This is a genomic window from Streptomyces sp. NPDC001668, from assembly GCF_042893155.1.
Classification (GTDB): Bacteria; Actinomycetota; Actinomycetes; order Streptomycetales; family Streptomycetaceae; genus Streptomyces.
Genome location: NZ_JBIAUQ010000001.1, coordinates 1,192,177 through 1,213,341 on the forward strand (window position 1 = coordinate 1,192,177; position 21,165 = coordinate 1,213,341).

Below are 21,165 nucleotides of genomic sequence, written 5' to 3' on the forward strand. Positions count from 1 at the left end.
ATGTGCGCCGTACGCCGGTCTCCAGTGACCGGGCGGCGGCTGGTGTCCGGCCGCTCTTTCTTCGGCCCTGTGTGGGGGCCCTGTCCTGCCGAGCCCCATCTTCGCACTTGTCAGCACCGAACGAGACGCCGGGCCGGGGTGTGAGACACCACACGCTCACATGTGAAGGCAGGCCCCGGTGAGACACCCAGGGGCGCGGGGCTGTATCGATCTGCGGCTCCGCCGCGCGGGCGCGACCAGCCGCCGCTCGCAGGCGGACGAGGGCCCAGGTGAGACGCCCAGGGGCGCGGGGAACCGCGCGACCAGCCACCACCGGCCCGCAGCCGCCCACGCCCCTTGGGAACCGAGCTCCTAGGCGAGCATCACCCCAGGTCACCGGAGCCGACAAGCTCCGCCAGCCGCACCAACGTACGCACCGCGGTCCCGGTCCCACCCTTCGGCGTGTACCCGAACGGCCCCCCGTCGTTGAACGCCGGGCCCGCGATGTCGAGGTGCGCCCACGGGATGCCCTCGCCCACGAACTCCCGCAGGAACAGCCCGGCGACCAGCCCGCCGCCCATCCGCTCACCCATGTTCGCGATGTCGGCGGTGGGCGAGTCCATCCCCTTGCGCAGGTGCTCCGGCAGCGGCATGGGCCACGCCGGCTCCCCGACCTCCTCCGCGGCCTCGTACACCGCCGTGCGGAACGCGTCGTCGTTGGCCATGATCCCGAACGTCCGGCTGCCCAGCGCGAGCATCATCGCCCCGGTCAGCGTCGCCACGTCCACGATCGCGTCCGGCTTCTCCGCCGACGCCGCCCACAGCGCGTCCGCCAGCACCAGCCGGCCCTCGGCGTCGGTGTTGAGCACCTCCACCGTCTTGCCGCTGTACATCCGCAGCACGTCACCGGGGCGCGTGGCCGACCCCGACGGCATGTTCTCGGCCAGCGCCAGCCACCCGGTCACATTGACCTCGAGGCCCAGCCGCGCGGCCGAGACCACGGCCGCGAACACCGCCGCCGCCCCGCTCATGTCGCACTTCATCGTCTCGTTGTGGCCCGCGGGCTTGAGCGAGATGCCGCCCGAGTCGTAGGTGATCCCCTTGCCGACCAGCGCGAGGTGCTTGGTCGCCTTGGACGAGGTGTACGACAGCTTCACCAGCCGCGGCCCCGACGCCGACCCCGCGCCGACGCCGAGGATGCCGCCGTAGCCACCCTTCTCCAGGGCCTTCACGTCGAGCACCTGCACCTTGAGGCCGTGCTCCTTGCCCGCCGCCTGCACGATGGCGGCGAAGGCCTCGGGGTTCAGGTCGTTCGGCGGCATGTTGATGAGGTCGCGCGCGCGGTTGAGCTCCTCGGAGACCGCGACGGCCCGGGCCAGCGCGGCCTTGTACGCGGCGTCGCGCGGCTTGCCGCCCAGCAGCGCGGCCTCGGCCAGCGGCGCCTTGCCGTTCTTCGCCTTGGCGTCGCTCCGCGAAGGCGCGTTCTCCTTGTAGGCGGTGAAGGAGTACGCCCCGAGCAGCACGCCCTCGGCGACCGCGCCCAGGTCGGCGGCGTCGCCCAGCGGAAGCGCGAACGCGGCCTTCTTCGAACCGGTCAGCGCGCGGGCGGCGACACCGGCGGCCTTGCGCAGCGCCTCCGGGGCGAAGGAGGAGTCCTTCTCGGGCTCGGCACCCAGGCCGACCGCCACCACGAGGGGGGCCTTGAGGCCGGAGGGCGAGGGCAGCTTCGTCACCTCGCCCTCGGCGCCGGAGGCACCGAGGGTCTCCAGGACACCGGCGAGCCTGCCGTCGTAGGCCGCGTCCACGGCCTCGGCGCCGGGCGCCACGACCGGGCCCTTCGCGCCTTTGACGACACCGATCACGATCGCGTCGGCCCGCAGGCCGGGCGCCGCGGAGGTGCTGAGAGTCAGAGCAGTCACGGTGGTGAATTCTCGCTTCCGATGTGAAGTTTGATGTGGGTCGAGTGGGTGGGTCGACCGGGCCCGACGGCCGACCCTATTTCGTGTCCGAAAATGGATCCCGATCGGGGCCTTCACCCCTGTCGGCGACCACCCGGGACGAGCCTACGCTCGGGTCGGCCGTCGCTCGTTCCGCATGCCCTGGAGCACCCCTTGAAACGCCCCCTCCTGCTCGTCGCCCTGCTCCTCCTGGTGACGGGGTGCTCGACGACCCACGAATCCGAGCCCGGTGACTCCCGCTGGCGGCCCCGCCCCGGCGTCGCCTGGCAGTGGCAGCTGACCGGCCGGGTCGACACCTCCGTGGACGTGCCGGTGTACGACATCGACGGCTTCGACCAGTCCGAGGCGGTGGTGTCCGCCCTCCACGACAAGGGCCGCAAGGTCATCTGCTACCTCTCCACGGGCGCGTTCGAGGACTGGCGCCCCGACGCCGGCCGGTTCCCCGGGTCGGTGATCGGGCGCGGCAACGGCTGGGAGGGGGAGCGCTGGCTCGACATCCGCGCCACCGACGTCCTGGAACCCCTGATGGCGGACCGCCTCGACATGTGCCGCGAGAAGGGCTTCGACGCGGTGGAGCCGGACAACATGGACGGCTACAAGAACCGCACGGGCTTCCCCCTGACGGCGGCGGACCAGCTCCGCTACAACCGCCTGATCGCGAGGCTGGCCCACGACCGCGGCATGTCGGTCGGTCTGAAGAACGACCTCGACCAGATCCCGGACCTGGTGCGCGACTTCGACTTCGCGGTCAACGAGCAGTGCGCGCAGTACGACGAGTGCGCGGACATGGAGCCGTTCATCAAGGCGGACAAGGCCGTCTTCCACGTCGAGTACGAACTGCCCACCAGCCGCTTCTGCGCCGAGTCCCGGCGGCTGAGGCTGAGTTCGATGCTGAAGAAGTACGAGCTGGGGGTGTGGCGCGAGGCCTGCTAGAAGTTCAGCGACAGGACCACCAGGGCGGTCGTTGCGGCCGTCTCCGCGAGCCCTCCGAACACGTCCCCGGTGACCCCGCCGAAGCGGCGCGTGCAGTGCCGCAGGAGAAGTTCGGCCACCGCCACGGCGGCGGCGACCGCGAGGACCGTGCGGACGACGTCGTACGACCCGAAGAGCGCCGCCGCTGCGGCCGCCCCCAGGGTCACGGCGGCCGCCGCGAGCACCGCGCCCCGCACCGGGACGACCCCCGCCACCGCGGCCCCGAGCCCCTCCGGCCGGGCCGCCGGGACCCCGGTGCGGGCCGCCAGGGTCAGGGCCAGGCGCGCGGCCGTCGCCGAGACCACCGCGGCCGCCGCGCCCCGCGCCCATGAGCCGGCGTACGTCTGCGACAGCGCGGCCACCTGGGCGAGGAGCACGAGGACGAGGGTGATGACCCCGAACGGGCCGATGTCCGACTGCTTCATGATCCGCAGGGCGTCCTCGGCGGGCTTGCCGCTGCCCAGGCCGTCGGCGGTGTCCGCGAGACCGTCGAGGTGCAGGCCCCGTGTGAGGACCGCGGGAACGGCGACCGTGGCGACCGCGGCGAGCAGCGCGGAGGCACCCAGGAACAGCAGCAGGAGACCGACCGCCGCCGACACACATCCCAGGACCACGCCGACCAGTGGGGCGCACAGCATTCCGCCGCGGGCCGCCTCCCGGTCCCAGCGGGTCACCTTCACGGGGAGCACGCTGAGCGTGCCGAAGGCGAAGCGGAGGCCGTCGAGCGGGGGCGGGGTCATGGACACGTCGGCAGGGTAGCCCGGACGCCGTAGCCGCCGGGCGGCCCACCCCCGCCGACCGGACACTGGGTCCATGGGCCACTGGCTGCACCGCAACATCGTCGAACCCGGCAAGCTGCCGCTGCTCCTCGCCCTGACCGCGTTCGTGCTGACCTTCCTGGTCACGCGGGTCATCACCCGGCTCATCAGGGCCGGCAAGGGGCCCTTCGGCAACGTCAGTTCCGGAGGCGTGCACATCCACCACGTGGTGCCGGGAGTCGTCCTCACCGTCGTCGGCGGCTTCGGCGCGGTCGCCAGCGGGCGGCACGGCTTCGGGGCGGGGCTGTGCGCGGTCGTCTTCGGGGTGGGGGCGGGGCTGGTGCTGGACGAGTTCGCGCTGATCCTGCATCTCGACGACGTGTACTGGAGCGAGGAGGGCCGCAAGAGCGTCGAGGTCGTGGTGCTCACCGTGGCGCTGGTGGGCCTGGTGCTCGCGGGGTTCTCGCCGTTCGGCGTCAACGACGTGACGCAGGAGGAGGCGCAGGACCGCGGCGGCGTCATCACCAGCGTGGTGGTCAACTTCCTCTTCGCGATGCTCGTCCTGCTCAAGGGCAAGACCCGGATGGCGATCTTCAGCGTGATCGTCCCGCTCGTCGGCCTGATCGGTCTCGTCCGGCTGGCCCGCCCGGGCTCGCCCTGGGCCCGCCGCTTCTACCGCCGCCGCCCACGCGCCCGCGCCCGGGCCACCCTGCGCTCCTACCGCCACGACAAGCGCTGGTCGGGCCCCCGCCGAAAGTTCCAGGACCTGATCGGCGGCAAACCCGACCCGACCCACGCCCCGGAACACCGCTGACGCGCCGCGGGGCTGGCCGAGTGCTGGTCCGGGGTGTGTGGCGGCTTTCCGGGGCCGGTGGGGGCCGGGTCGGCCGGTTTCCGGGAGCCGGCTGATGCGCCGCGAGCCCGGCCAGTTGCCGGGGCCGGTGGGCGGGTTCGGTTCAGGGACCCGGCGTCGGGAGGTGCGCGCCGGTTCTTTCCGGCGGCCGCCTCCGACGGGCCGCGGAGATTCCGCACAGCAGCAGCATCACCGCGATCGCCGCGAGGTGTTCCCGGCCGGCGAGGTTCTCCTTCACCAGTACCTCGGCCACCATCGCGGCGATCACCGCACCCGCGGTGACCCGGGCGCCGTAGCGCCAGCCGAGGAAGACGGCGAGGCCGACCACGGCCGCCGACGGGCCGGTGTCGACGACGTGGGCGTCCGAGGCGTGCAGACCGAGCGGGTTGTCGGGGCCCAGCCAGATGCCCACGCGCGCGTACAGCGTGCCGGCGAGCGTGGCCGCGTACGCCAGTGCGAGCGTCCGCCACCGGCCCAGACAGATCTCGGCGATCCCGAACACGAACAGGATCTGCGCCAGCGCACCCCACACCGGCAGGTCCAGGGCCGGCACGAACAGGGAGAGCGGCGTGCGCAGCAGGGCGAGCCACAGGGGATCCGCGGCGCGCACGGCACCGACGTCCTGGACGAGGTCGTAGCCCCACGACTGGTTGTGCACGAAGTGCAGGGCCGCCGTCAGACACATGGCCGTCAGGGCCAGGGGAACCGCCCGCCACCTCCGCCGCAGCAGGGGACCGCGCACGGCGGTGTACAGCTCGCCCCACTCCGCGCGAGCCCAGCGGCCGAGCCTCTTCATCCCACGGTCCTCACCTGTGCGTACTCAGGCGCTCCCGGCGCCGCAGCCACCCCGGCAGCCCCGGCACCTCCAGGAACCCCTCCGCGCGCGCCGAGGCGATGCCGATGCGTGGCAGGTCCGCGCTCTTCTCGAAGAGCAGGAACCGCGGCTCCCAGATGGGCCGGTACTTGGCGTTGGCCCGGTACAGGGACTCGATCTGCCACCAGCGGGAGAAGAAGCTGAGCAGCGACCGCCACAGCCGCAGCACCGGTCCGGCGCCAAGACGCGCTCCACGTTCGAAGACCGAACGGAACATGGCGAAGTTGAGCGAGACCTGGGTGATCTGAATCTCCTGGGCCCGGTTCAGCAGCTCGATGACCATGAACTCCATGAGGCCGTTGTCGGAGTCGCGGTCCCGGCGCATCAGGTCGAGGGACAGCCCGTGCGGCCCCCACGGCACGAACGACAGCAGCGCCTTCAGCTCACCCTCGCCGTCCCGGCACTCCAGCGCCACGCACCGGCCGTCCTCCGGGTCCCCGAGCCGCCCCAGCGCCATGCTGAACCCGCGCTCGGTCGCCCCGTCCCGCCAGTCGTCGGCCCGCCGTACCAGCGCCTCCATCTCCTCGGCGGGGATGTCCTCGTGGCGCCGGATCCGCACGGTGTACCCGGCCCGTTTCACCCGGTTGCAGGCCTGCCGCACGGTCCGCATCGCCCGCCCCTCCAGGGTGAACTCGGCGACCTCGACGATCGCCTCGTCGCCCAGCTCCAGCGCGTCCAGGCCGTGCCGCGCGTACACGGTCCCCGCGTCCTCGCCCGCCCCCATCACCGCCGGCAGCCACCCGTGCGCCCGGGCCTCCGCGAGCCACGGCTCGATCGCCCCCGGCCAGGCCTCCGGGTCGCCGATCGGATCGCCGGAGGCCAGGGAGACCCCGCCGACGACCCGGTAGGCCACGGCCGCCTTCCCGGTCGGCGACCACACGACGCTCTTCTCCCTGCGCAGCGCGAAGTACCCGAGCGAGTCCCGGTCGCCGTGCCGCTCCAGCAGTGCGCGAAGGCGCCGCTCGTCGTCCTCGGTGAGGGGGTCGACGGCACGCCGGGAGCGGAACGCGGCGTAGAAGACCGCGAGGACGAGGACCGTGCTGAGCACGTTGATGACGACGTTGACCCAGTTCGGCGTCAGGATCCCGTCGAAGCGGGAGTCGTCGGCGGCGACCGACACCAGCCGCAGCGTGCCGTACCACCACCGCTCCGCGAAGGCCGACGACCGCGACGCCTGGTTGGTGACGGTCACCAGCAGCGCGGCCAGCAGCGAGCACACGAGCAGTCCGCCCACGGCCACGGCGGCGGCGAGCCGCGGGTTGGACCGGTCGCCCTTGGCGTAGAACTCCCGCCGCCCGACGAGCAGGGCCGCCACGAAGGCGGCGGTGAGGAACAGGGAGATCCAGTTCTGCGCGTAGCGGCGGATCTCCGGGAACGCCATCGCGAGGACGAACAGCGCGAGGAACGCCCCCGACAGCGCCAGGTTCAGGATCCACGCCGCGCGCTTGCGCCGCCGCATGGTGATGGCGAGGAAGGCCGTGAACACCCCGGAGGCGAAGCCCGCCGTCAGCAGATACGGCGTGAAGAAGTCCTCCTGGTTGTGCCGCCGCACGTCCTGCCCCAGCGAGACCCACGCCGCGCTGAGGAAGTTGACGAACGCGACGACCCGCAGATACCAGACGGCGAACCCGGCGGCCCGCCGGGAGGCGGTGGTGGAGCGGACATTCGGAAGGGGGGCAACGCGGACATCTCCCATGAAGGGCGATCATGCCCTTCGCGCCGCCGTTTCCGTCGCAAGGCCACTCACCTGTCCGTGACTACTCCTCTGCCCGTGACTACTCCTCCTCGGGCTTCTCCTCCGGCTCCTCGGGCTTCTCCGCGGAAACCTCGGGCTTCTCCGGCAGCTCGGCGGCCAGCGCCGCCGCGGCCTGCACCAGCGGCAGCGCCAGCAGCGCGCCCGCACCCTCGCCGACCGTCACACCGTGGTCGAGCAGCGGCTCCAGGGCCATCCTGTCCAGTGCCTTGGACTGCCCCGGCTCCCCGCTGTTCTGCCCGGCCAGCCACCAGTCCGGCGCCCGGAACGCGATCCGCTGCGCCACCAGCGCGCAGGCGGCCACGACCACCCCGTCCAGCACGACGGGCAGTTTGCGCACCGCGCTCTGCAACAGGAACCCGGTGATCGCCGCGAGGTCGGCACCGCCCACCGTCGCCAGCAGCTGCAACTGCTCCCCGAGCACCGGCCGCGCCCGCCGCAGCGCGTCCCGGATCGCCGCGCACTTGCGCATCCACGCCAGGTCGTCGATCCCGGCCCCGCCCCGCCCGGTCACGACGGAGGCGTCGGTCCCGCACAGCGCCGCGACCAGCACCCCGGCCGCCGTGGTCCCGCCCACGCTGACATCGCCGAGCACCACGAGATCGGTCCCGGAGTCGGCCTCCTCGTCGGCCACCGCGATCCCGGCCCGGAAGGCGGCCTCCGCCTCCTCCAGGGTCAACGCGTCCTCGACGTCGATACGACCGCTGCCGCGCCGCACCCGATGCCGTACGACGTCCTCCGGCAGCTCGGCCGGATCGCAGTCCAGCGCCATGTCGACGACCCGCACCGGCACGCCGAGCCGCCGCGCGAGGATCGACACCGGACGGCCGCCCTCCAGCACCTCCCGCACCAGCTCCGAGGCGCTGCCCGCGGCCCGCCCCGAGACACCCCGTTCCGCGATCCCGTGGTCACCGGCGAACAGCACGACCCGCGGCCGTTCGACCGGCCGTACCGGTACGGCCGACTGCGCCGCGGCCAGCCACTCACCCAGGTCATCGAGGCGGCCCAGCGCCCCGGGCGGCACGATCTGACGCTCCCGGCGCGCCTCCGCGTCGCGGCGCACCCCGCCGTCGGGACGCTCGATCAGATCGGTGAAGTCGTCGAGATTAAGCGAGCTCATTCGCCGAACAGTACCGGCCCTGATCGAACACGGGGGCGCCACAGGGCCACGACGTCATTGCACCCGCGATCGGGATCCCATACGTTCCGTTTTGTTGTGAATTGACGCGTGTCCCCGGGAGGCCCCATGACCGCACCAGCCGCCCCTTCCGTACGGCGTCTTCGCTCCACCGCCCGCGCGATACTGCGATTCCCCGAACCCGAGAGCTGGCTGGACGTGGACACGGGCGACGCGGACTTCCCGGAGGCGGCCCGCGCCTTCTTCCCCTACACGGCCTTCGACGGCCTCGACCCCACCCCCCGCGTCCTGCGCGCCCAGGCGGTCGAGCGCCTGGAGCAGGGCTACCAGGGCCGTCTGACGGACCCGTGGATCACCGCCCACCTGCGCGCCCGCTACGACGTGGTCAGCCTGCTGAACCCGCTCGCGGACCCCGGGGAGCTTCAGGCGGCCCTCACCGTCCTGCGCCCCGGCGGCCACCTCCTCGTGGAGTCCCCGGACGATCCCCGCGCCGAACTGGAGTCCCGGGGCTGCACGATCATCGCCACCGCCCGCAGATCCGCGCACGTCCCGGCCCGCCTGACGACCCGTCTGCCCCGCACCCTGCCCGCGCCGGTGACCGGTCCGCTGGCCTCCGCCGCGAGAGCGCTGGACCACACCCTGGCCCTCCTCCTCGCCGGCACCCGCTTCGCGAGGACCTACCGGGTCATCGCCCGCAAGGAGCCGTCAGCCCCGTAGCGCCATAGCCTGCCCCGCCACCACCAGCACCACCTGCTCGCACTCGCCCGCGAACGCCGCGTTCAGCCGCCCGAGTTCGTCCCGGTAGCGGCGCCCGGACGCGGTGGCCGGCACGATCCCCGACCCCACCTCGTTCGACACGGCCACCACCGTCCGCCGCGTCTCCCGCACCGCGTCCGTCAACTCCCGTACCCGCGCCCGCAGTTCCCGCTCCCCGCCGTCGGCCCACTCCGCGTCGTCCCACGCCCCGACGGCGTCCATCGCGTCCGTCAGCCACAGCGACAGACAGTCGATCAGCAGCGGCGCCCCGTCGTCCTTCAGCAGCGGCACCAGGTCACAGGTCTCCGTCGTACGCCACGACCCCGGCCGCCGCTCCCGGTGCGCGGCGACCCGCGAGGCCCACTCGGTGTCCCCGCCCCGCGACCCGCCGGTCGCCACGTACAGCACGTCGGGGAACGCCTCCAGCCGCCGCTCCGCCTCCACCGACTTCCCGGACCGCGCCCCGCCCAGCACCAGCGTCCGCCGCGGCACATCGGGTACGTCCTCGTAGCCGCCGACGACCAGGGCCGTCCCGTCGGGCACCGCACGCGCCCCGGCGGCGGCCAGCCTCCGCCCCAACTCCGCACCGGGATGCACGTCGTGGTCGACATGGACGGCGACGACATCGGTCGTGGCTCCCACCGCCCCCACCGCCCGCAGCCGGGCCAGAGCGTCCGGCCGTCGTACGACATCGGAGAGCACCATGTCGTACGACTCCACGGCCCCCCTCTCCAGCCCCGCGGGCGCGCCCCCGGGCGGCAGATACAGCAGCCGCCGGCCGTCGGGCCCGGTGACCGCGTACCCGGTCCCGGGCGCGTCCATCGCCACGGCCCGCACCCGATGCCCCGTCAGCAGCGCCAACTCCCGCCCGTCCGGCACCCGCCCCGGCTGCGGAAGCCCCGCGGGCACCTCGACGGCGGGCCCGTCATGGGGGTGCGACAGCAGAACCTGCCTTACCCCTGCGAGTGAATGCCCGGAGCGGGCGGCGGCGAAGGCCACACCGGGGGTGAGGTCGAGCAGCAGCGTCTCGTCGACGAGCACGGCGGTGGCGGCCCGTGCGTGCTCGCCGAGAGCGACGGCGCAGGCGGCGCAGGGACAGGAGGGCCGGGGAAGACCGGCGGGGGCGCCGGTGCCGAGCAAAGTCAGTTCCACACGACGATTCTCGCCGGAGCGTGTTGATCCAGCGCGCGCAGAGCCCCCTTCCAGGGGCGCGGGCCACAGCGTGAGCAACCCCTGCCGGCCCGCATCCCGTGAACTACCGCTTAGGGTGCTCTTCGTAACGGATCACATACGGGAGGCTCGCATGGCGACATGGACCTGGCGATTCGAGAAGGCCGACGGCGCGGAGACCCAGCCCGCCGTGGAGCCGGAGGAGTTCACCACCCAGGGCGACGCCGAGTCCTGGCTCGGTGAGTACTGGAAGCCCCTGCTCGCCGGTGGCGCGGAACAGGTGCGGCTGTTCGAGGACACCACGGAGATCTACGGTCCGATGAGCCTGAAGGCGGCGGAGGAAGCCTGACCGGGCGGGGCGAGGGTCCCCGCGGCCCTCGCCCGCACCACCGACTACTGCTCACCCAGCGTCACCTTCACCGTCTTCGCGCTGCCGGCGCGGGTGAACGTCACGGACGTCTTCTGTCCCGGCCTGTCCGCCGCGAGCGCCTCGGACAGCGACGTGATCGTCGTGATCGAGGTGTCGCCCAGCTGCGTGATGACGTCACCCGCCTCGATGCCGGCCTTGTCCGCGGCCCCGCCGTTCTTGACCTCGACCACCGCGACCCCGGCGGGCTGGAAGCTGTCGTCGACGACCGTCCGGCCGGTGATGCCGAGCGCGGCCCGGCCCGAGTCGGTGACCTTGCCGTTCTTGATGATCTGATCGGCGACCGTCTTCACCATCGACGCGGGGATCGCGAACCCGATCCCGGGCGCCGCGCTGTCCCCGAAGGTGGGGTCGACCGCGGCGAGCGTGGGGATGCCGATGACCTGGCCGTCGAGGTTGACGAGGGCGCCGCCGCTGTTGCCGGGGTTGATGGCCGCGGACGTCTGGACCATGTTGGGGATGGTCGCCCCCGTCCCGCCCCCGCTGCCGCTCTCGCTGACGGTCCGTCCGGTCGCCGAGACGATGCCCTGCGTCACGCTGGACGACAGGCCGAGCGGTGAGCCCATGGCGAGGACGATCTGCCCGACCTGGACCTTGACGGAGTCCCCCAAGGCCGCCGGCCGCAGCCCGTCCGGCACCTTGTCCAGCTTGATGACGGCGAGGTCCTGCTCGGGGTAGGAGTACACGAGCGTGGCGGTCAGCTCGTTCTCGTTGTTCGCGGTCGTCACCTTGAAGGTCTTCTCGTTCCCGACCACATGCGCGTTGGTGACGATGTGCCCCTTGTCGTCGTACACCACCCCGGACCCCAGATCACCGCTTGCCTGGATCTGCACGACCGACGGCAGAACGTCCTTGATCACCTTCTGGTAGGCGCTCTGGAGGTCGCCGGCGGCGGCGGGAACGGCGGCCTGGGCGGCCTGCGTGGTCGACGCCTCCTTGCGGCCGGAGGAACCGGAGTCGGAGCACCCGGACAGGAGCGCGACGGAACACACGAGCGCCACCAGCGGCAGCCGCGGAGCACGGGTACGCGAAGCATTCATGGTCCGAGTCTCAGGTCGGGGCGAACACCCCGGCCTGCGCTGTTCGCCCGAACGGGCTCAGCCACGCACTCCGCACAGGTGCAGCAGCGTCTCGGCGTCGTCCATTGCCGTGTCGGTGGGCCCCGGCACGCCGTATCAGGCTTGGAGGGGCGCCGCGGTGGTGGTCAGCCGCGCACTCCGCACAGGTGCGGCAGTGCGGCGACGCCGCGGTAGGGGTCCGTCCGTGCGGCCCGTTCCTCGCAGGCCAGCAGGGTTTCCACGTCGGGTGGTGGTTTCGGTGTCGTCCGTTGGCCCCGGCACGCCGTATCAGGCTTGGAGGGGTTCCCCGGTGGTGGTCAGCCGCGCACTCCGCACAGGTGCAGCAGTGCGGCCACCCCGCGGTACGGATCCGTCCGCCCCGCCCGCTCCTCGCAGGCCAGCAGGGTCTCCATGTCGGGGGGTGTCTCGGCGTCGTCCGTCGCGGTGTCCGTGAAGACCCGCACGCCGTACCAGGCCTGGAGCGGCGCCCCGATGCCGGCGAGCGTGGCGGTCAGGGTGCTCAGCCGGTCGGCCCGGACGTCGAGGCCCAGCCGGTTGCGGTACGCGGTGGTGTCGAAGGCGTCCAGCGTGCCGGCCCAGTCACCGGCCAGCCCCGGCCGCATCGCCAGCGCGTCGGCGTTGCGCACCAGCAGCGACAGCAGCCCGCCCGGCGCCAGCATCCGCGCCAGCCCGGCGAGCAGCGGATCGGGTTCCTCGACGTACATGAGCACGCCGTGGCACAGCACCACGTCGAAGCTGCCCGGCAGGAAGTGCACCCCGGTCTCGCGGCCGTCGCCCTCGATGATCCGCATCCGCTCCCGGATGCCCTCGGGCTCGGCGGACAGCGACTCCCGGGCCGCCGCGACCATCGTGGAGTCCTGTTCGAGCCCGGTCACCTGGTGTCCGGCCCGGGCCAGCCGCAGCGCCTGCGTGCCCTGGCCCATCCCCACGTCGAGCACCCGCAGCCGCTGTCCGACCGGGTACCGGCCCACTATCTGCTCGTCGAGCTGCCGGGCCACCAGCTCCTGTCGTACGACATTGCGCAGCCCGCCCAGCCTCCCCAGCCAGGCATCTGCCGCACCCCCGGAGAACGACGTCGTACTCAGGGCCGCTCTCCGCGCTTGACCTGCGGCTTCGGCAGCCGGAGGCGACGCATCTGGAGGGAGCGCATCAGGGCGTAGCCGACGGCGCCCTTGCGGTCGTGGTCCGGGAAGCGCTCGGCGAGACGCTTCCTCAGACGGAAACCGGTGAGGATCATGTCGAGCACGATGAGGACGATCACCACGAGCCACAGCAGCAGCGCGATGCTCTGCAGCGCGCCCACCCGCACCAGGCTCAGCAGCAGGATGACCACGGCCATCGGCAGGAAGAACTCCGCCACGTTGAACCGGGCGTCGATGGTGTCGCGGGCGAACTTGCGCACCGGGCCCTTGTCCCGCTTGGGCAGATACCGCTCGTCACCGCTGGCCAGCGCCTGGCGCTGCCTCTCCAGGGCCGCACGGCGCTCCTCGCGCTGACGCTTGGCGGCGTCCTTGCGCGTGAGTGAGGTGTTGGCGACGCTGCGGCGCTGGGACTGGGACTCACTGCGCTTGGGCGTGGGCCTGCCCTTGGGGGCCTGCGGGTCGCGGGGCTGCTTGGAGTCGGTCAGCTGCGCCTTGTCGGCGACAGCGGCCTTCTCTTCCTTGGTGGCACGGCTACGGAACACAAAACCCAAGGGTAAGGGGTGTCCGGGGTTGGACCCCAGCCCGGTGGGGAACGATCCGGCAACACCAGTCGTCATGCAGGGGGACAGAGGGGACGTCCGGTGACGGGTCGCTCACCCTGAAGGTCACCTACTCCTTACGCCGGAGCAAGGGATTCGTCAGTCGTCCTTGGGGATGAGCGCATCCGTCCCGGAACGGTGCGTCAATGGATGCAGGGCCCGTACTGTGGGTTCTGTCGCAGAGCTGGAGCTGGAAGTCCGTCAGAAGGGGGCGCGCGAAGCCCATGAGCGGTGTCATGAAGCGTATGGGGATGATCTTCCGCGCGAAGGCGAACAAGGCCCTTGACCGGGCCGAGGACCCGCGCGAAACCCTCGATTACTCGTACCAGAAGCAGCTGGAACTGCTCCAGAAGGTACGCCGGGGCGTGGCCGACGTGGCCACCTCCCGCAAGCGCCTGGAGCTTCAGCTGAACCAGCTGCAGTCGCAGTCCTCCAAGCTGGAGGACCAGGGCCGCAAGGCGCTCGCGCTCGGCCGTGAGGACCTCGCCCGTGAGGCGCTGTCCCGCCGTGCCGCGCTCCAGCAGCAGGTGACCGACCTGGAGACCCAGCACTCGACGCTGCAGGGCGAGGAGGAGAAGCTCACCCTTGCGGCCCAGCGCCTCCAGGCCAAGGTGGACGCCTTCCGGACCAAGAAGGAGACCATCAAGGCGACCTACACGGCGGCCCAGGCACAGACCCGGATCGGCGAGGCCTTCTCCGGCATCTCCGAGGAGATGGGCGACGTGGGCCTGGCGATTCAGCGGGCCGAGGACAAGACGGCCCAGCTCCAGGCCCGGGCCGGCGCCATCGACGAACTGCTGGCCTCGGGTGCCCTGGACGACCAGTCCGGCATGCACAAGGACGACATCCAGGCCGAGCTGGACCGGCTCTCCGGTGGTACGGATGTAGAGCTGGAACTGCAGCGCATGAAGGCCGAGCTGGCGGGAGGCTCCTCGTCGCAGCAGGCCATCGAGGGCGGCACCGGCCAGTCGCAGTCCCAGCAGCCGCAGGACACTCCACGCTTCGACAAGCAGTAGGGCCCACGCCGAGGAGGGCGACATGATCGTACGGATCATGGGGGAGGGACAGGTGAGGCTGGCCGAGAGCCACCTCGCCGACCTGAACAAACTGGACGACGAGCTGCTGGCCGAGATGGAGACCGGCGACGGCCCGGGCTTCCGCCGCACTCTTCACGCCCTCCTCGCCCGCGTCCGGGAACTGGGCACCCCCCTCCCGGACGACTCCCTGGAACCCTCGGAACTGATCCTCCCGTCCGCGGACGCGACCCTGGAGGAAGTCCGGGACCTGCTCAGCGACGACGGCCTGATCCCGGGCTGACACCACCCCGCTCCGTTCCGCGCCGCCCGCTTCCTTACGAAGCGCGCGGCGTGCCGCCCCGAGCCGCCGGCGAGACGGGCCTGCTCGAGGCGGGCCCGGCCCCTTGAGCCGCCGGGGCTTCGCACGTCGATGTGGCCCCCCGCCACCGAGCCACCGACGTCCGCTCGCCCCTTCCCCCTCCCGGGACGGTCACCGCACGCCGCGCCCGTGAGGCCGGAAACGCACTGCTCACGCCCGTTCCGCCCCGGCACGTCCGCTCGCACCTTCACCCCTGCCCGCGCCACTGGCTCTTCCGGTGTCAAGGGCGCCCCCGCCGTGCCCCAGTCGCCCCACGCCTCAGGCCGGCGTCCGACGGTCGGCGCTCCCGGGACGGTGACCGCGCTCCGCGCCCGCGGAGTCGGAAACGTACTGCCAGCCCCCGTTCCGCCCCCGGCAGGGTCCCCGTACTGTTCAGGAGTGAGCCGCCCCGTCGACCGTGCCCGGCACCACCTCAAGGCGCACCCCCTGGCCCTGGACGCCGTACTCGCCGCCGGCGTCCTCGCCTGCATGGTGGCCGGATCCTTCGTCGAGCCCCATGGGCAGGACGCCGTCAGCTGGAGCCTCCGCACCCCGGCCCCGCTCAGCCTCGTCCTCATGGCCCTCGCCGCCCTCGCCCTGGTCTTCCGCCGCCGCGCCGCCCTCACCGTCCTGGCCCTCACCGGCGCCGCCTCCGTCACCGAGTGCGTCACCGGCGACCCCCGCGCCCCCGTCGCCATGGCCGCCGTGATCGCCCTCTACACGGTCGCCTCCACCACCGACCGCCCCACCACCTGGCGCGCCGGCCTGCTCACCATGACCGTCCTCACCAGCGCCGCGATGCTCGCCGGGCCCCTGCCCTGGTACGCCCAGGAGAACCTCGCCATCTTCGCCTGGACCGGCATCGGCGCCACCGCGGGCGACGCCGTGCGCAGCCGCCGCGCCTTCGTCCAGGCCATCAGGGAGCGCGCCGAGAAGGCCGAACGCACCCGTGAGGAGGAGGCCCGCCGCAGGGTCGCCGAGGAGCGCCTGCGCATCGCCCGCGACCTGCACGACGTCGTCGCCCACCACATCGCCCTGGTCAACGTCCAGGCCGGAGTCGCCGCGCACGTCATGGACAAGCGCCCCGACCAGGCCAAGGAGGCCCTCGCCCACGTCCGCGAGGCCAGCCGCTCCGCTCTGAACGAACTGCGCGCCACCGTCGGCCTGCTCCGGCAGTCCGGCGACCCCGAGGCCCCCACCGAACCCGCCCCGGGCCTGGCCCGCCTCGACGAACTCGTCGGCACCTTCCGCAGCGCGGGCCTGCACGTCGAGGTCGCCCGCGCCGACCACGGCACCACCCTCCCCGCCGCCGTGGACCTGGCCGCCTACCGGGTCGTCCAGGAAGCCCTCACCAACGTCCAGAAGCACGCCGGTACGGAGGCCAAGGCCGAGGTCAGCGTCGTACGCGTCGGCCCGAACGTGGAGATCACCGTCCTCGACGACGGGGCCGGCCAGGACGACGACCCGGACAACGGCGGCGGCCACGGCCTCCTCGGCATGCGCGAGCGCGTCACCGCCCTGCGCGGCACCCTCACCACCGGCCCCCGCTACGGAGGCGGTTTCCGCGTCCACGCGATCCTGCCGGTCAAGACCCGCACCGTGGCCAGAGACCAACCGGGAGAGCCCGTATGACGATCCGTGTCCTGCTCGCCGACGACCAGGCACTGCTGCGCAGCGCCTTCCGTGTGCTCGTCGACTCGGAGCCGGACATGGAGGTGGTCGGCGAGGCGTCCGACGGCGCCGAGGCCGTCCGGCTGACCCGGCAGGAGCGTGCCGACGTCGTCCTCATGGACATCCGGATGCCCGGCACGGACGGCCTCGCGGCCACCCGCATGATCAGCGAGGACCCCTCCCTCGCCCATGTCCGGGTGGTCATCCTGACCACCTTCGAGGTCGACGACTACGTCGTGCAGTCCCTGCGCGCCGGCGCCTCCGGCTTCCTCGGCAAGGGCAGCGAGCCCGAGGAGCTCCTCAGCGCCATCCGGGTCGCGGCGGGTGGCGAGGCCCTGCTGTCCCCGACCGCCACCAAGGGCCTGATCGCCCGCTTCCTCGCCCAGGGCGACGCGGCCGACGAGCACGACCCCGTCCGCTCCGAACGCCTCGCCGCCCTCACCCACCGCGAGCGCGAGGTCCTCGTCCAGGTCGCCGGCGGCCACTCCAACGACGAGATCGCCGAGCGCTTGGAGGTCAGCCCGCTCACCGTCAAGACCCACGTCAACCGGGCCATGGCCAAGCTGGGGGCACGGGACCGGGCGCAGCTCGTGGTGATCGCGTACGAGTCGGGACTGGTACGTCCCAGGGTGGAGTGAACCCGGTGGGCGGGGGCCGGAGAAAATCCGTGCGGCGATGTCGAGAACCCGCGCCCCGCTCCGTCCCCGTGGTGGAAGCGGCCAGAATGGGCCGCACCGGGACCGAGGAGAGACACCATGGCCAAGTACCTGCTGCTGAAGCACTACCGCGGCGCTCCGGCACCGGCCAACGACGTGCCCATGGAGCAGTGGACGCCCGAGGAGATCTCGGCGCACGTGCAGTACATGCGGGACTTCGCGGAGCGGCTGGAGAAGACCGGGGAGTACGTCGAGGGGCAGGCGCTCGCTCCGGAGGGGACGTGGGTGCGCTACGACGGCGAGGGACGGGCGCCGGTCACGGACGGGCCGTTCGCCGAGACCAAGGACCTCATCGCCGGCTGGATGATCATCGACGTCGACAGCTACGAGCGGGCCGTGGAGCTGGCCGGCGAACTGTCCGCCGCCCCCGGCGCCGGCGGCAGGCCGATCCACGAGTGGCTGGAGCTGCGCCCCTTCCTCGCCGCCTCGCCCACCGCCACCGACGACTGCCACGCCGGTGGATGAGGCGCTGCTCAGACGCCTCACGCCGAGCGTGCTCGGCGTCCTCGTCCGCCGCGGAGCCGACTTCGCGGCGGCCGAGGACGCCGTCCAGGACGCGCTCGTCGAGGCCGTCCGGGTCTGGCCGGCCGGCCCGCCGAGGGACCCGAAGGGCTGGCTGGTCACCGTGGCCTGGCGGAAGTTCCTCGACGCGACCCGCGCGGACACCGCACGCCGCCGCCGTGAGGACCGTATCGACGAGGAACCCGCACCCGGGCCCGCGCCCGCCGTGGACGACACGCTCCAGCTGTACTTCCTGTGCGCCCACCCCTCGCTCACCCCGTCCTCCGCCGTCGCCCTCACCCTGCGGGCCGTCGGCGGCCTCACCACCCGCCAGATCGCCCAGGCCTACCTCGTGCCCGAGGCGACCATGGCCCAGCGCATCAGCCGGGCCAAGCGCACCGTCTCCAGGGTCCGCTTCGACCAGCCCGGCGATGTCGCCACCGTGCTCCGCGTGCTCTACCTCGTCTTCAACGAGGGCTACTCCGGCGACGTCGACCTCGCCGCCGAGGCCATCCGCCTCACCCGGCAGCTCGCCGCCGCCATCGACCACCCCGAGGTCGCCGGGCTGCTCGCCCTCATGCTGCTCCACCACGCCCGCCGCGCCTCCCGCACCGCCCCCGACGGCACTCTGGTGCCGCTCGCCGAGCAGGACCGCGGCCGCTGGGACACCGCGGCGATCGCCGAGGGCGTGCGGATCCTCCAGGCCGCCCTCGCCCGCGACCGGCTGGGCGAGTTCCAGGCCCAGGCCGCCATCGCCGCCCTGCACGCCGACGCGCCCACCGCCGAGGAGACCGACTGGGTGCAGATCGTCGAGTGGTACGACGAACTCGCCCGTCTCACCGACAGCCCCGTGGTCCGCCTCAACCGGGCGGTCGCCGTGGGCGAGGCGGACGGTCCCCGGGCGGGCCTGGCCGCGCTGGCCGGGATCGAGGACTCACTGCCCCGCCGCACCGCGGCCGCCGCCTACCTCCACGAACGCGCCGGCGACCTGACGACCGCGGCCCGCCTGTACGCCGAGGCCGCCCACAAGGCCCCCAACCTCGCCGAACGCGACTATCTGACCCGCCAGGCGGCCCGGCTCAACTCGCGTGCGGGGGTGTGACGGGGCGGGCCGGGAGCTTCCTGGGACGGGGCTCGCCGCCCCCGGTTACCTATGCTGGGCCCCGGAACTGCCGCACGGGGGAAGGGGATGCGGGCGTGCCGCTGCACAAGGACGACCCGAAATCGGTGGGCGGGTACAAACTGGCCGACCGGCTCGGGTCCGGGGGAATGGGCATCGTCTACCGGGGCAGATCCCGCTCCGGGCGCGAGGTCGCCGTGAAGGTCGTACATGCCCAGTACGCCGAGGACCCCGTCTTCCGCACCCGCTTCCGCCAGGAGATCGAGGCCGTCCGCAAGGTGAGCGGCGCCTTCACGGCCCCCGTCCTGGACGCCGACCCGGAGGCGGCGCGGCCGTGGATGGCGACCCAGTACGTACCCGGCCGCTCGCTCGCCGACCGGATCACAGAGCTCGGCCCGCTGCGGGAGACCGAACTACGGCGCCTGGCGCTGGGGCTGGTGGAGGCCCTGCGGGACATCCACCGGGCCGGTGTGGTGCACCGCGACCTGAAGCCCGCCAACGTCCTGATGGCCGAGGACGGCCCCCGTGTCATCGACTTCGGTATTTCCCGGGCGGCGGAGAACCACCCCCTCACCGAGACCGGCCAGATGATCGGCACCCCGCCCTTCATGTCCCCGGAACAGCTCACCGACGCCCGCACGGTCGGCCCGGCCTCCGATGTCTTCGCGCTGGGCGCGCTGCTGGTGTACACCCTTACGGGCCGGGGGCCGTTCGACGCGGACAGCCCCTACCTCACGGCCTACCAGGTGGTGCACGACGAACCCGTCCTGGACGGCGTACGACCGGATCTGCGGACGATCCTGCAGAGCTGTCTGGCCAAGAAACCCGCGGACCGGCCCGGACTGGACGAGGTGGCCCGGGAGTTCGCTCGGGTGCTGCCCGAGGAGGCGGTGGACGTCCCGCGGACGGTGACGTCACGCGGGAACCTGCCGGCCCCGGACTCCGGCACCGGGGCCCCCGACCCGAAGTCGGCCACCTCGCCCGGCCGCCGGCGCCGGTTGCGCCCGTTGTGGGCGGTGTCCGCGGCGATCGGCGCACTGGTCCTCGGGCTGACGGCGTATCTGCTGAGCGGCCTCGGACGGACCGACGACGGCGGGAGCGGCACGGTCCGCGCGGAGGACGCCGCCGCGGGCGGGACGGAGCTGCCCGGCGGCTGGCGGCCCTGGCGGACGACGGTGTACGCCACCGCCGAGCGAGGCCTGAAGAAGGGGATCACCCTCCTGGACGGAGGGGGCGACAGCGGCCCGGAGTGCCAGATGTACGAGGGCGCCCTCTACTGCGCGGGTGACGCGGTGCTGCCCGTGCGCCTCGACGGCGTCACCGGCCGGGTCGACTGGCGTGCCGACGGGGTGCCGTCCCTTCCGAGGAAGAGGTCGTACTTCTTCTGGTTCCTCGGTGTCGCGGACGACGTCATGCTGGTCAAACAGCAGTACCAACCCGAGGGCGGCGACCTCGTGACCTCGGTCATCGCCCTCGACACCGCGACAGGGAAACGGCTCTGGCACCGCACGGTGGGCCCGCGGGCGACCCAGGTGTCCGTCACCGGAGACCTGGTGCTCGTCCCGGACATCGGCCGCGGATCGCTGACCGCTCGTTCGGCACGCACCGGCGCCCAGCGCTGGACGGCGCCCCTTCCGGCCGGGATGCAGTGCGACCCCGCGCACACGAACGTGGGCCTCTACCTGGAGTGCGTCCCCGGCATGACGCCCGCCAAGGAGATCCTGCTCCTGGGCTTCGACCGCGCCGACGGTTCGGTGCGGCGCCTGAAGGTGCCCGATCACTCGACCCTCGTCGGCACGTACGACGGCCGCCTGCTCTACCTCGATGCCGGCGAGGAAGTGGCGGGGCATTTGAGCACCGGTACCAAGGGCCCCTTCTCCCGCATCCGGCTGGTGGACCCCGTCACCGGCGCCGCCACGACGACGGAGCTGGCCGAGAAGTCCGAGGGCACCGCGACGGCGGCGGGCGGCACCCTGTGGTTCACCGGGGACTCCGGGCGGGTGACCGCCGTGTCGGTGCGCACCGGCAAGCAACTGTGGCAGACCCCGACGAGCCTGGAGCAGCCCGGCGGTGTCACTCCCGCCCCGGGCGCCCGCGTGGTCTATCTGTCCGGTGCCAGTGGCCGGGTCGCGGCCCTGGACGCCGACGGGGGCACGCTGCTGTGGGAGACCCCGCCGCGTGCCAAGTGGGTGAACTCGCAGAGCGAAGTGCTGCCCCAGGTGCTGCTCAACAAGGGTGCCCTGGTCGTCCCCACGCTCTCCGGCGACGTCTTCACCCTCGACCCCGCCCACCCCGAGCGGACCTCCGCGTCGGGGTGAGCGCTTG

20 protein-coding genes and 1 pseudogene are annotated in these 21,165 nt (G+C 72.7%); 11 read left to right on the forward strand and 10 right to left on the reverse strand.

From position 1 onward, the window contains the following. Positions 1-362 precede the first annotated feature (362 nt). Positions 363-1,898, reverse strand: coding sequence for a leucyl aminopeptidase (locus tag ACFYZ8_RS05295; RefSeq protein WP_388535174.1), 1,536 nt, complete (start codon positions 1,896-1,898; stop codon positions 363-365). A gap of 192 nt (positions 1,899-2,090) precedes the next feature. Between ACFYZ8_RS05295 and ACFYZ8_RS05300 the strand changes: the two genes are divergently transcribed. Next, positions 2,091-2,870 carry an endo alpha-1,4 polygalactosaminidase gene (locus ACFYZ8_RS05300; protein ID WP_388535171.1) on the forward strand — a complete coding sequence of 260 codons (780 nt, stop codon included), beginning with the start codon at positions 2,091-2,093 and terminating at the stop codon, positions 2,868-2,870. Here the strand turns inward: ACFYZ8_RS05300 and ACFYZ8_RS05305 are convergent. Then, positions 2,867-3,649, reverse strand: coding sequence for an adenosylcobinamide-GDP ribazoletransferase (locus tag ACFYZ8_RS05305; RefSeq protein WP_388536316.1), 783 nt, complete (start codon positions 3,647-3,649; stop codon positions 2,867-2,869). The genes ACFYZ8_RS05300 and ACFYZ8_RS05305 overlap by 4 nt on opposite strands. A gap of 73 nt (positions 3,650-3,722) precedes the next feature. Between ACFYZ8_RS05305 and ACFYZ8_RS05310 the strand changes: the two genes are divergently transcribed. After that, complete coding sequence (locus ACFYZ8_RS05310; protein WP_359034529.1) at positions 3,723-4,481, forward strand: hypothetical protein; 759 nt, start codon at positions 3,723-3,725, stop codon at positions 4,479-4,481. Between the two features lie 142 nt (positions 4,482-4,623). Here the strand turns inward: ACFYZ8_RS05310 and ACFYZ8_RS05315 are convergent, their stop codons facing one another. From ACFYZ8_RS05315 to cobT, 3 genes are all read right to left on the reverse strand, one after another. After that, positions 4,624-5,316 (reverse strand): hypothetical protein, encoded by a 693-nt coding sequence (locus ACFYZ8_RS05315; protein WP_388535169.1) that lies wholly within the window; start codon positions 5,314-5,316, stop codon positions 4,624-4,626. 10 nt (positions 5,317-5,326) lie between these two features. Beyond that, complete coding sequence (locus tag ACFYZ8_RS05320; protein WP_388535166.1) at positions 5,327-7,090, reverse strand: phosphatidylglycerol lysyltransferase domain-containing protein; 1,764 nt, start codon at positions 7,088-7,090, stop codon at positions 5,327-5,329. A 79-nt stretch (positions 7,091-7,169) separates the two neighbouring features. Beyond that, on the reverse strand, positions 7,170-8,267 hold the full coding sequence (gene cobT, locus ACFYZ8_RS05325; RefSeq protein ID WP_388535163.1) for a nicotinate-nucleotide--dimethylbenzimidazole phosphoribosyltransferase: 1,098 nt from the start codon (positions 8,265-8,267) through the stop codon (positions 7,170-7,172). Positions 8,268-8,393: 126 nt separating this feature from the next. Here cobT and ACFYZ8_RS05330 point away from each other — a divergent pair, with 126 nt between their 5' ends. Next, positions 8,394-9,002, forward strand: coding sequence for a MarR family transcriptional regulator (locus ACFYZ8_RS05330; RefSeq protein WP_388535160.1), 609 nt, complete (start codon positions 8,394-8,396; stop codon positions 9,000-9,002). On the opposite strand, the gene ACFYZ8_RS05335 is transcribed toward ACFYZ8_RS05330, so the two are convergent. Beyond that, complete coding sequence (locus ACFYZ8_RS05335; RefSeq protein ID WP_388535157.1) at positions 8,991-10,193, reverse strand: bifunctional adenosylcobinamide kinase/adenosylcobinamide-phosphate guanylyltransferase; 1,203 nt, start codon at positions 10,191-10,193, stop codon at positions 8,991-8,993. The two genes, ACFYZ8_RS05330 and ACFYZ8_RS05335, sit on opposite strands and share 12 nt — an antisense overlap. Before the next feature lie 151 nt (positions 10,194-10,344). On the opposite strand from ACFYZ8_RS05335, the gene ACFYZ8_RS05340 reads away from it, so the two are divergent. After that, positions 10,345-10,560, forward strand: a complete 216-nt coding sequence (locus tag ACFYZ8_RS05340) for a hypothetical protein (protein WP_359034541.1) — start codon at positions 10,345-10,347, stop codon at positions 10,558-10,560. A gap of 44 nt (positions 10,561-10,604) precedes the next feature. Here ACFYZ8_RS05340 and ACFYZ8_RS05345 read toward each other — a convergent pair whose 3' ends face one another. The 4 genes and pseudogenes from ACFYZ8_RS05345 to ACFYZ8_RS05360 all read right to left on the reverse strand — a co-directional run bounded on the left by ACFYZ8_RS05345 (position 10,605) and on the right by ACFYZ8_RS05360 (position 13,476). Next, entirely contained in the window at positions 10,605-11,678 is a 1,074-nt protein-coding gene (locus ACFYZ8_RS05345) for a S1C family serine protease (RefSeq protein ID WP_388535153.1), read from the reverse strand. Positions 11,679-11,842: 164 nt separating this feature from the next. Beyond that, a pseudogene (locus tag ACFYZ8_RS05350) lies at positions 11,843-11,947 on the reverse strand (SAM-dependent methyltransferase); the annotation flags it as partial. Positions 11,948-12,013: 66 nt separating this feature from the next. Then, positions 12,014-12,715: a methyltransferase domain-containing protein gene (locus tag ACFYZ8_RS05355; protein ID WP_359034545.1), complete on the reverse strand. Its 702-nt coding sequence runs from the start codon at positions 12,713-12,715 to the stop codon at positions 12,014-12,016. An 83-nt stretch (positions 12,716-12,798) separates the two neighbouring features. Then, a complete protein-coding gene (locus ACFYZ8_RS05360; protein ID WP_388535150.1) occupies positions 12,799-13,476 on the reverse strand; it encodes a DUF3043 domain-containing protein in 678 nt (225 codons plus the stop codon). Between the two features lie 218 nt (positions 13,477-13,694). On the opposite strand from ACFYZ8_RS05360, the gene ACFYZ8_RS05365 reads away from it, so the two are divergent. From ACFYZ8_RS05365 to ACFYZ8_RS05395, 7 genes are all read left to right on the forward strand, one after another. Then, positions 13,695-14,474: a PspA/IM30 family protein gene (locus ACFYZ8_RS05365; RefSeq protein WP_234358555.1), complete on the forward strand. Its 780-nt coding sequence runs from the start codon at positions 13,695-13,697 to the stop codon at positions 14,472-14,474. A 22-nt stretch (positions 14,475-14,496) separates the two neighbouring features. Then, a complete protein-coding gene (locus ACFYZ8_RS05370; RefSeq protein ID WP_359034550.1) occupies positions 14,497-14,775 on the forward strand; it encodes a hypothetical protein in 279 nt (92 codons plus the stop codon). Between the two features lie 456 nt (positions 14,776-15,231). Beyond that, on the forward strand, positions 15,232-16,464 hold the full coding sequence (locus tag ACFYZ8_RS05375) for a sensor histidine kinase (protein ID WP_388535146.1): 1,233 nt from the start codon (positions 15,232-15,234) through the stop codon (positions 16,462-16,464). Continuing rightward, a complete protein-coding gene (locus tag ACFYZ8_RS05380; protein ID WP_388535144.1) occupies positions 16,461-17,141 on the forward strand; it encodes a response regulator in 681 nt (226 codons plus the stop codon). Before ACFYZ8_RS05375 ends, ACFYZ8_RS05380 begins: the two co-directional genes overlap by 4 nt. A gap of 117 nt (positions 17,142-17,258) precedes the next feature. Beyond that, positions 17,259-17,684 (forward strand): YciI family protein, encoded by a 426-nt coding sequence (locus tag ACFYZ8_RS05385; RefSeq protein WP_388535141.1) that lies wholly within the window; start codon positions 17,259-17,261, stop codon positions 17,682-17,684. After that, positions 17,677-18,822, forward strand: coding sequence for an RNA polymerase sigma factor (locus ACFYZ8_RS05390; protein WP_388535138.1), 1,146 nt, complete (start codon positions 17,677-17,679; stop codon positions 18,820-18,822). Before ACFYZ8_RS05385 ends, ACFYZ8_RS05390 begins: the two co-directional genes overlap by 8 nt. A 95-nt stretch (positions 18,823-18,917) precedes the next feature. Continuing rightward, positions 18,918-21,158, forward strand: coding sequence for a serine/threonine-protein kinase (locus tag ACFYZ8_RS05395; protein WP_388535136.1), 2,241 nt, complete (start codon positions 18,918-18,920; stop codon positions 21,156-21,158). Positions 21,159-21,165: the final 7 nt, after the last annotated feature.

Coding starts and splice junctions, on each gene's coding strand:
- ACFYZ8_RS05305 (WP_388536316.1), bottom strand. CDS start 3,649: ATGACCCCGCCCCCGCTCGACGGCCTCCGCTTCGCCTTCGGCACGCTC.
- ACFYZ8_RS05310 (WP_359034529.1), top strand. CDS start 3,723: ATGGGCCACTGGCTGCACCGCAACATCGTCGAACCCGGCAAGCTGCCG.
- ACFYZ8_RS05315 (WP_388535169.1), bottom strand. CDS start 5,316: ATGAAGAGGCTCGGCCGCTGGGCTCGCGCGGAGTGGGGCGAGCTGTAC.
- ACFYZ8_RS05320 (WP_388535166.1), bottom strand. CDS start 7,090: ATGGGAGATGTCCGCGTTGCCCCCCTTCCGAATGTCCGCTCCACCACC.
- cobT (WP_388535163.1), bottom strand. CDS start 8,267: ATGAGCTCGCTTAATCTCGACGACTTCACCGATCTGATCGAGCGTCCC.
- ACFYZ8_RS05330 (WP_388535160.1), top strand. CDS start 8,394: ATGACCGCACCAGCCGCCCCTTCCGTACGGCGTCTTCGCTCCACCGCC.
- ACFYZ8_RS05340 (WP_359034541.1), top strand. CDS start 10,345: ATGGCGACATGGACCTGGCGATTCGAGAAGGCCGACGGCGCGGAGACC.
- ACFYZ8_RS05345 (WP_388535153.1), bottom strand. CDS start 11,678: ATGAATGCTTCGCGTACCCGTGCTCCGCGGCTGCCGCTGGTGGCGCTC.
- ACFYZ8_RS05360 (WP_388535150.1), bottom strand. CDS start 13,476: ATGACGACTGGTGTTGCCGGATCGTTCCCCACCGGGCTGGGGTCCAAC.
- ACFYZ8_RS05365 (WP_234358555.1), top strand. CDS start 13,695: ATGAAGCGTATGGGGATGATCTTCCGCGCGAAGGCGAACAAGGCCCTT.
- ACFYZ8_RS05370 (WP_359034550.1), top strand. CDS start 14,497: ATGATCGTACGGATCATGGGGGAGGGACAGGTGAGGCTGGCCGAGAGC.
- ACFYZ8_RS05380 (WP_388535144.1), top strand. CDS start 16,461: ATGACGATCCGTGTCCTGCTCGCCGACGACCAGGCACTGCTGCGCAGC.
- ACFYZ8_RS05385 (WP_388535141.1), top strand. CDS start 17,259: ATGGCCAAGTACCTGCTGCTGAAGCACTACCGCGGCGCTCCGGCACCG.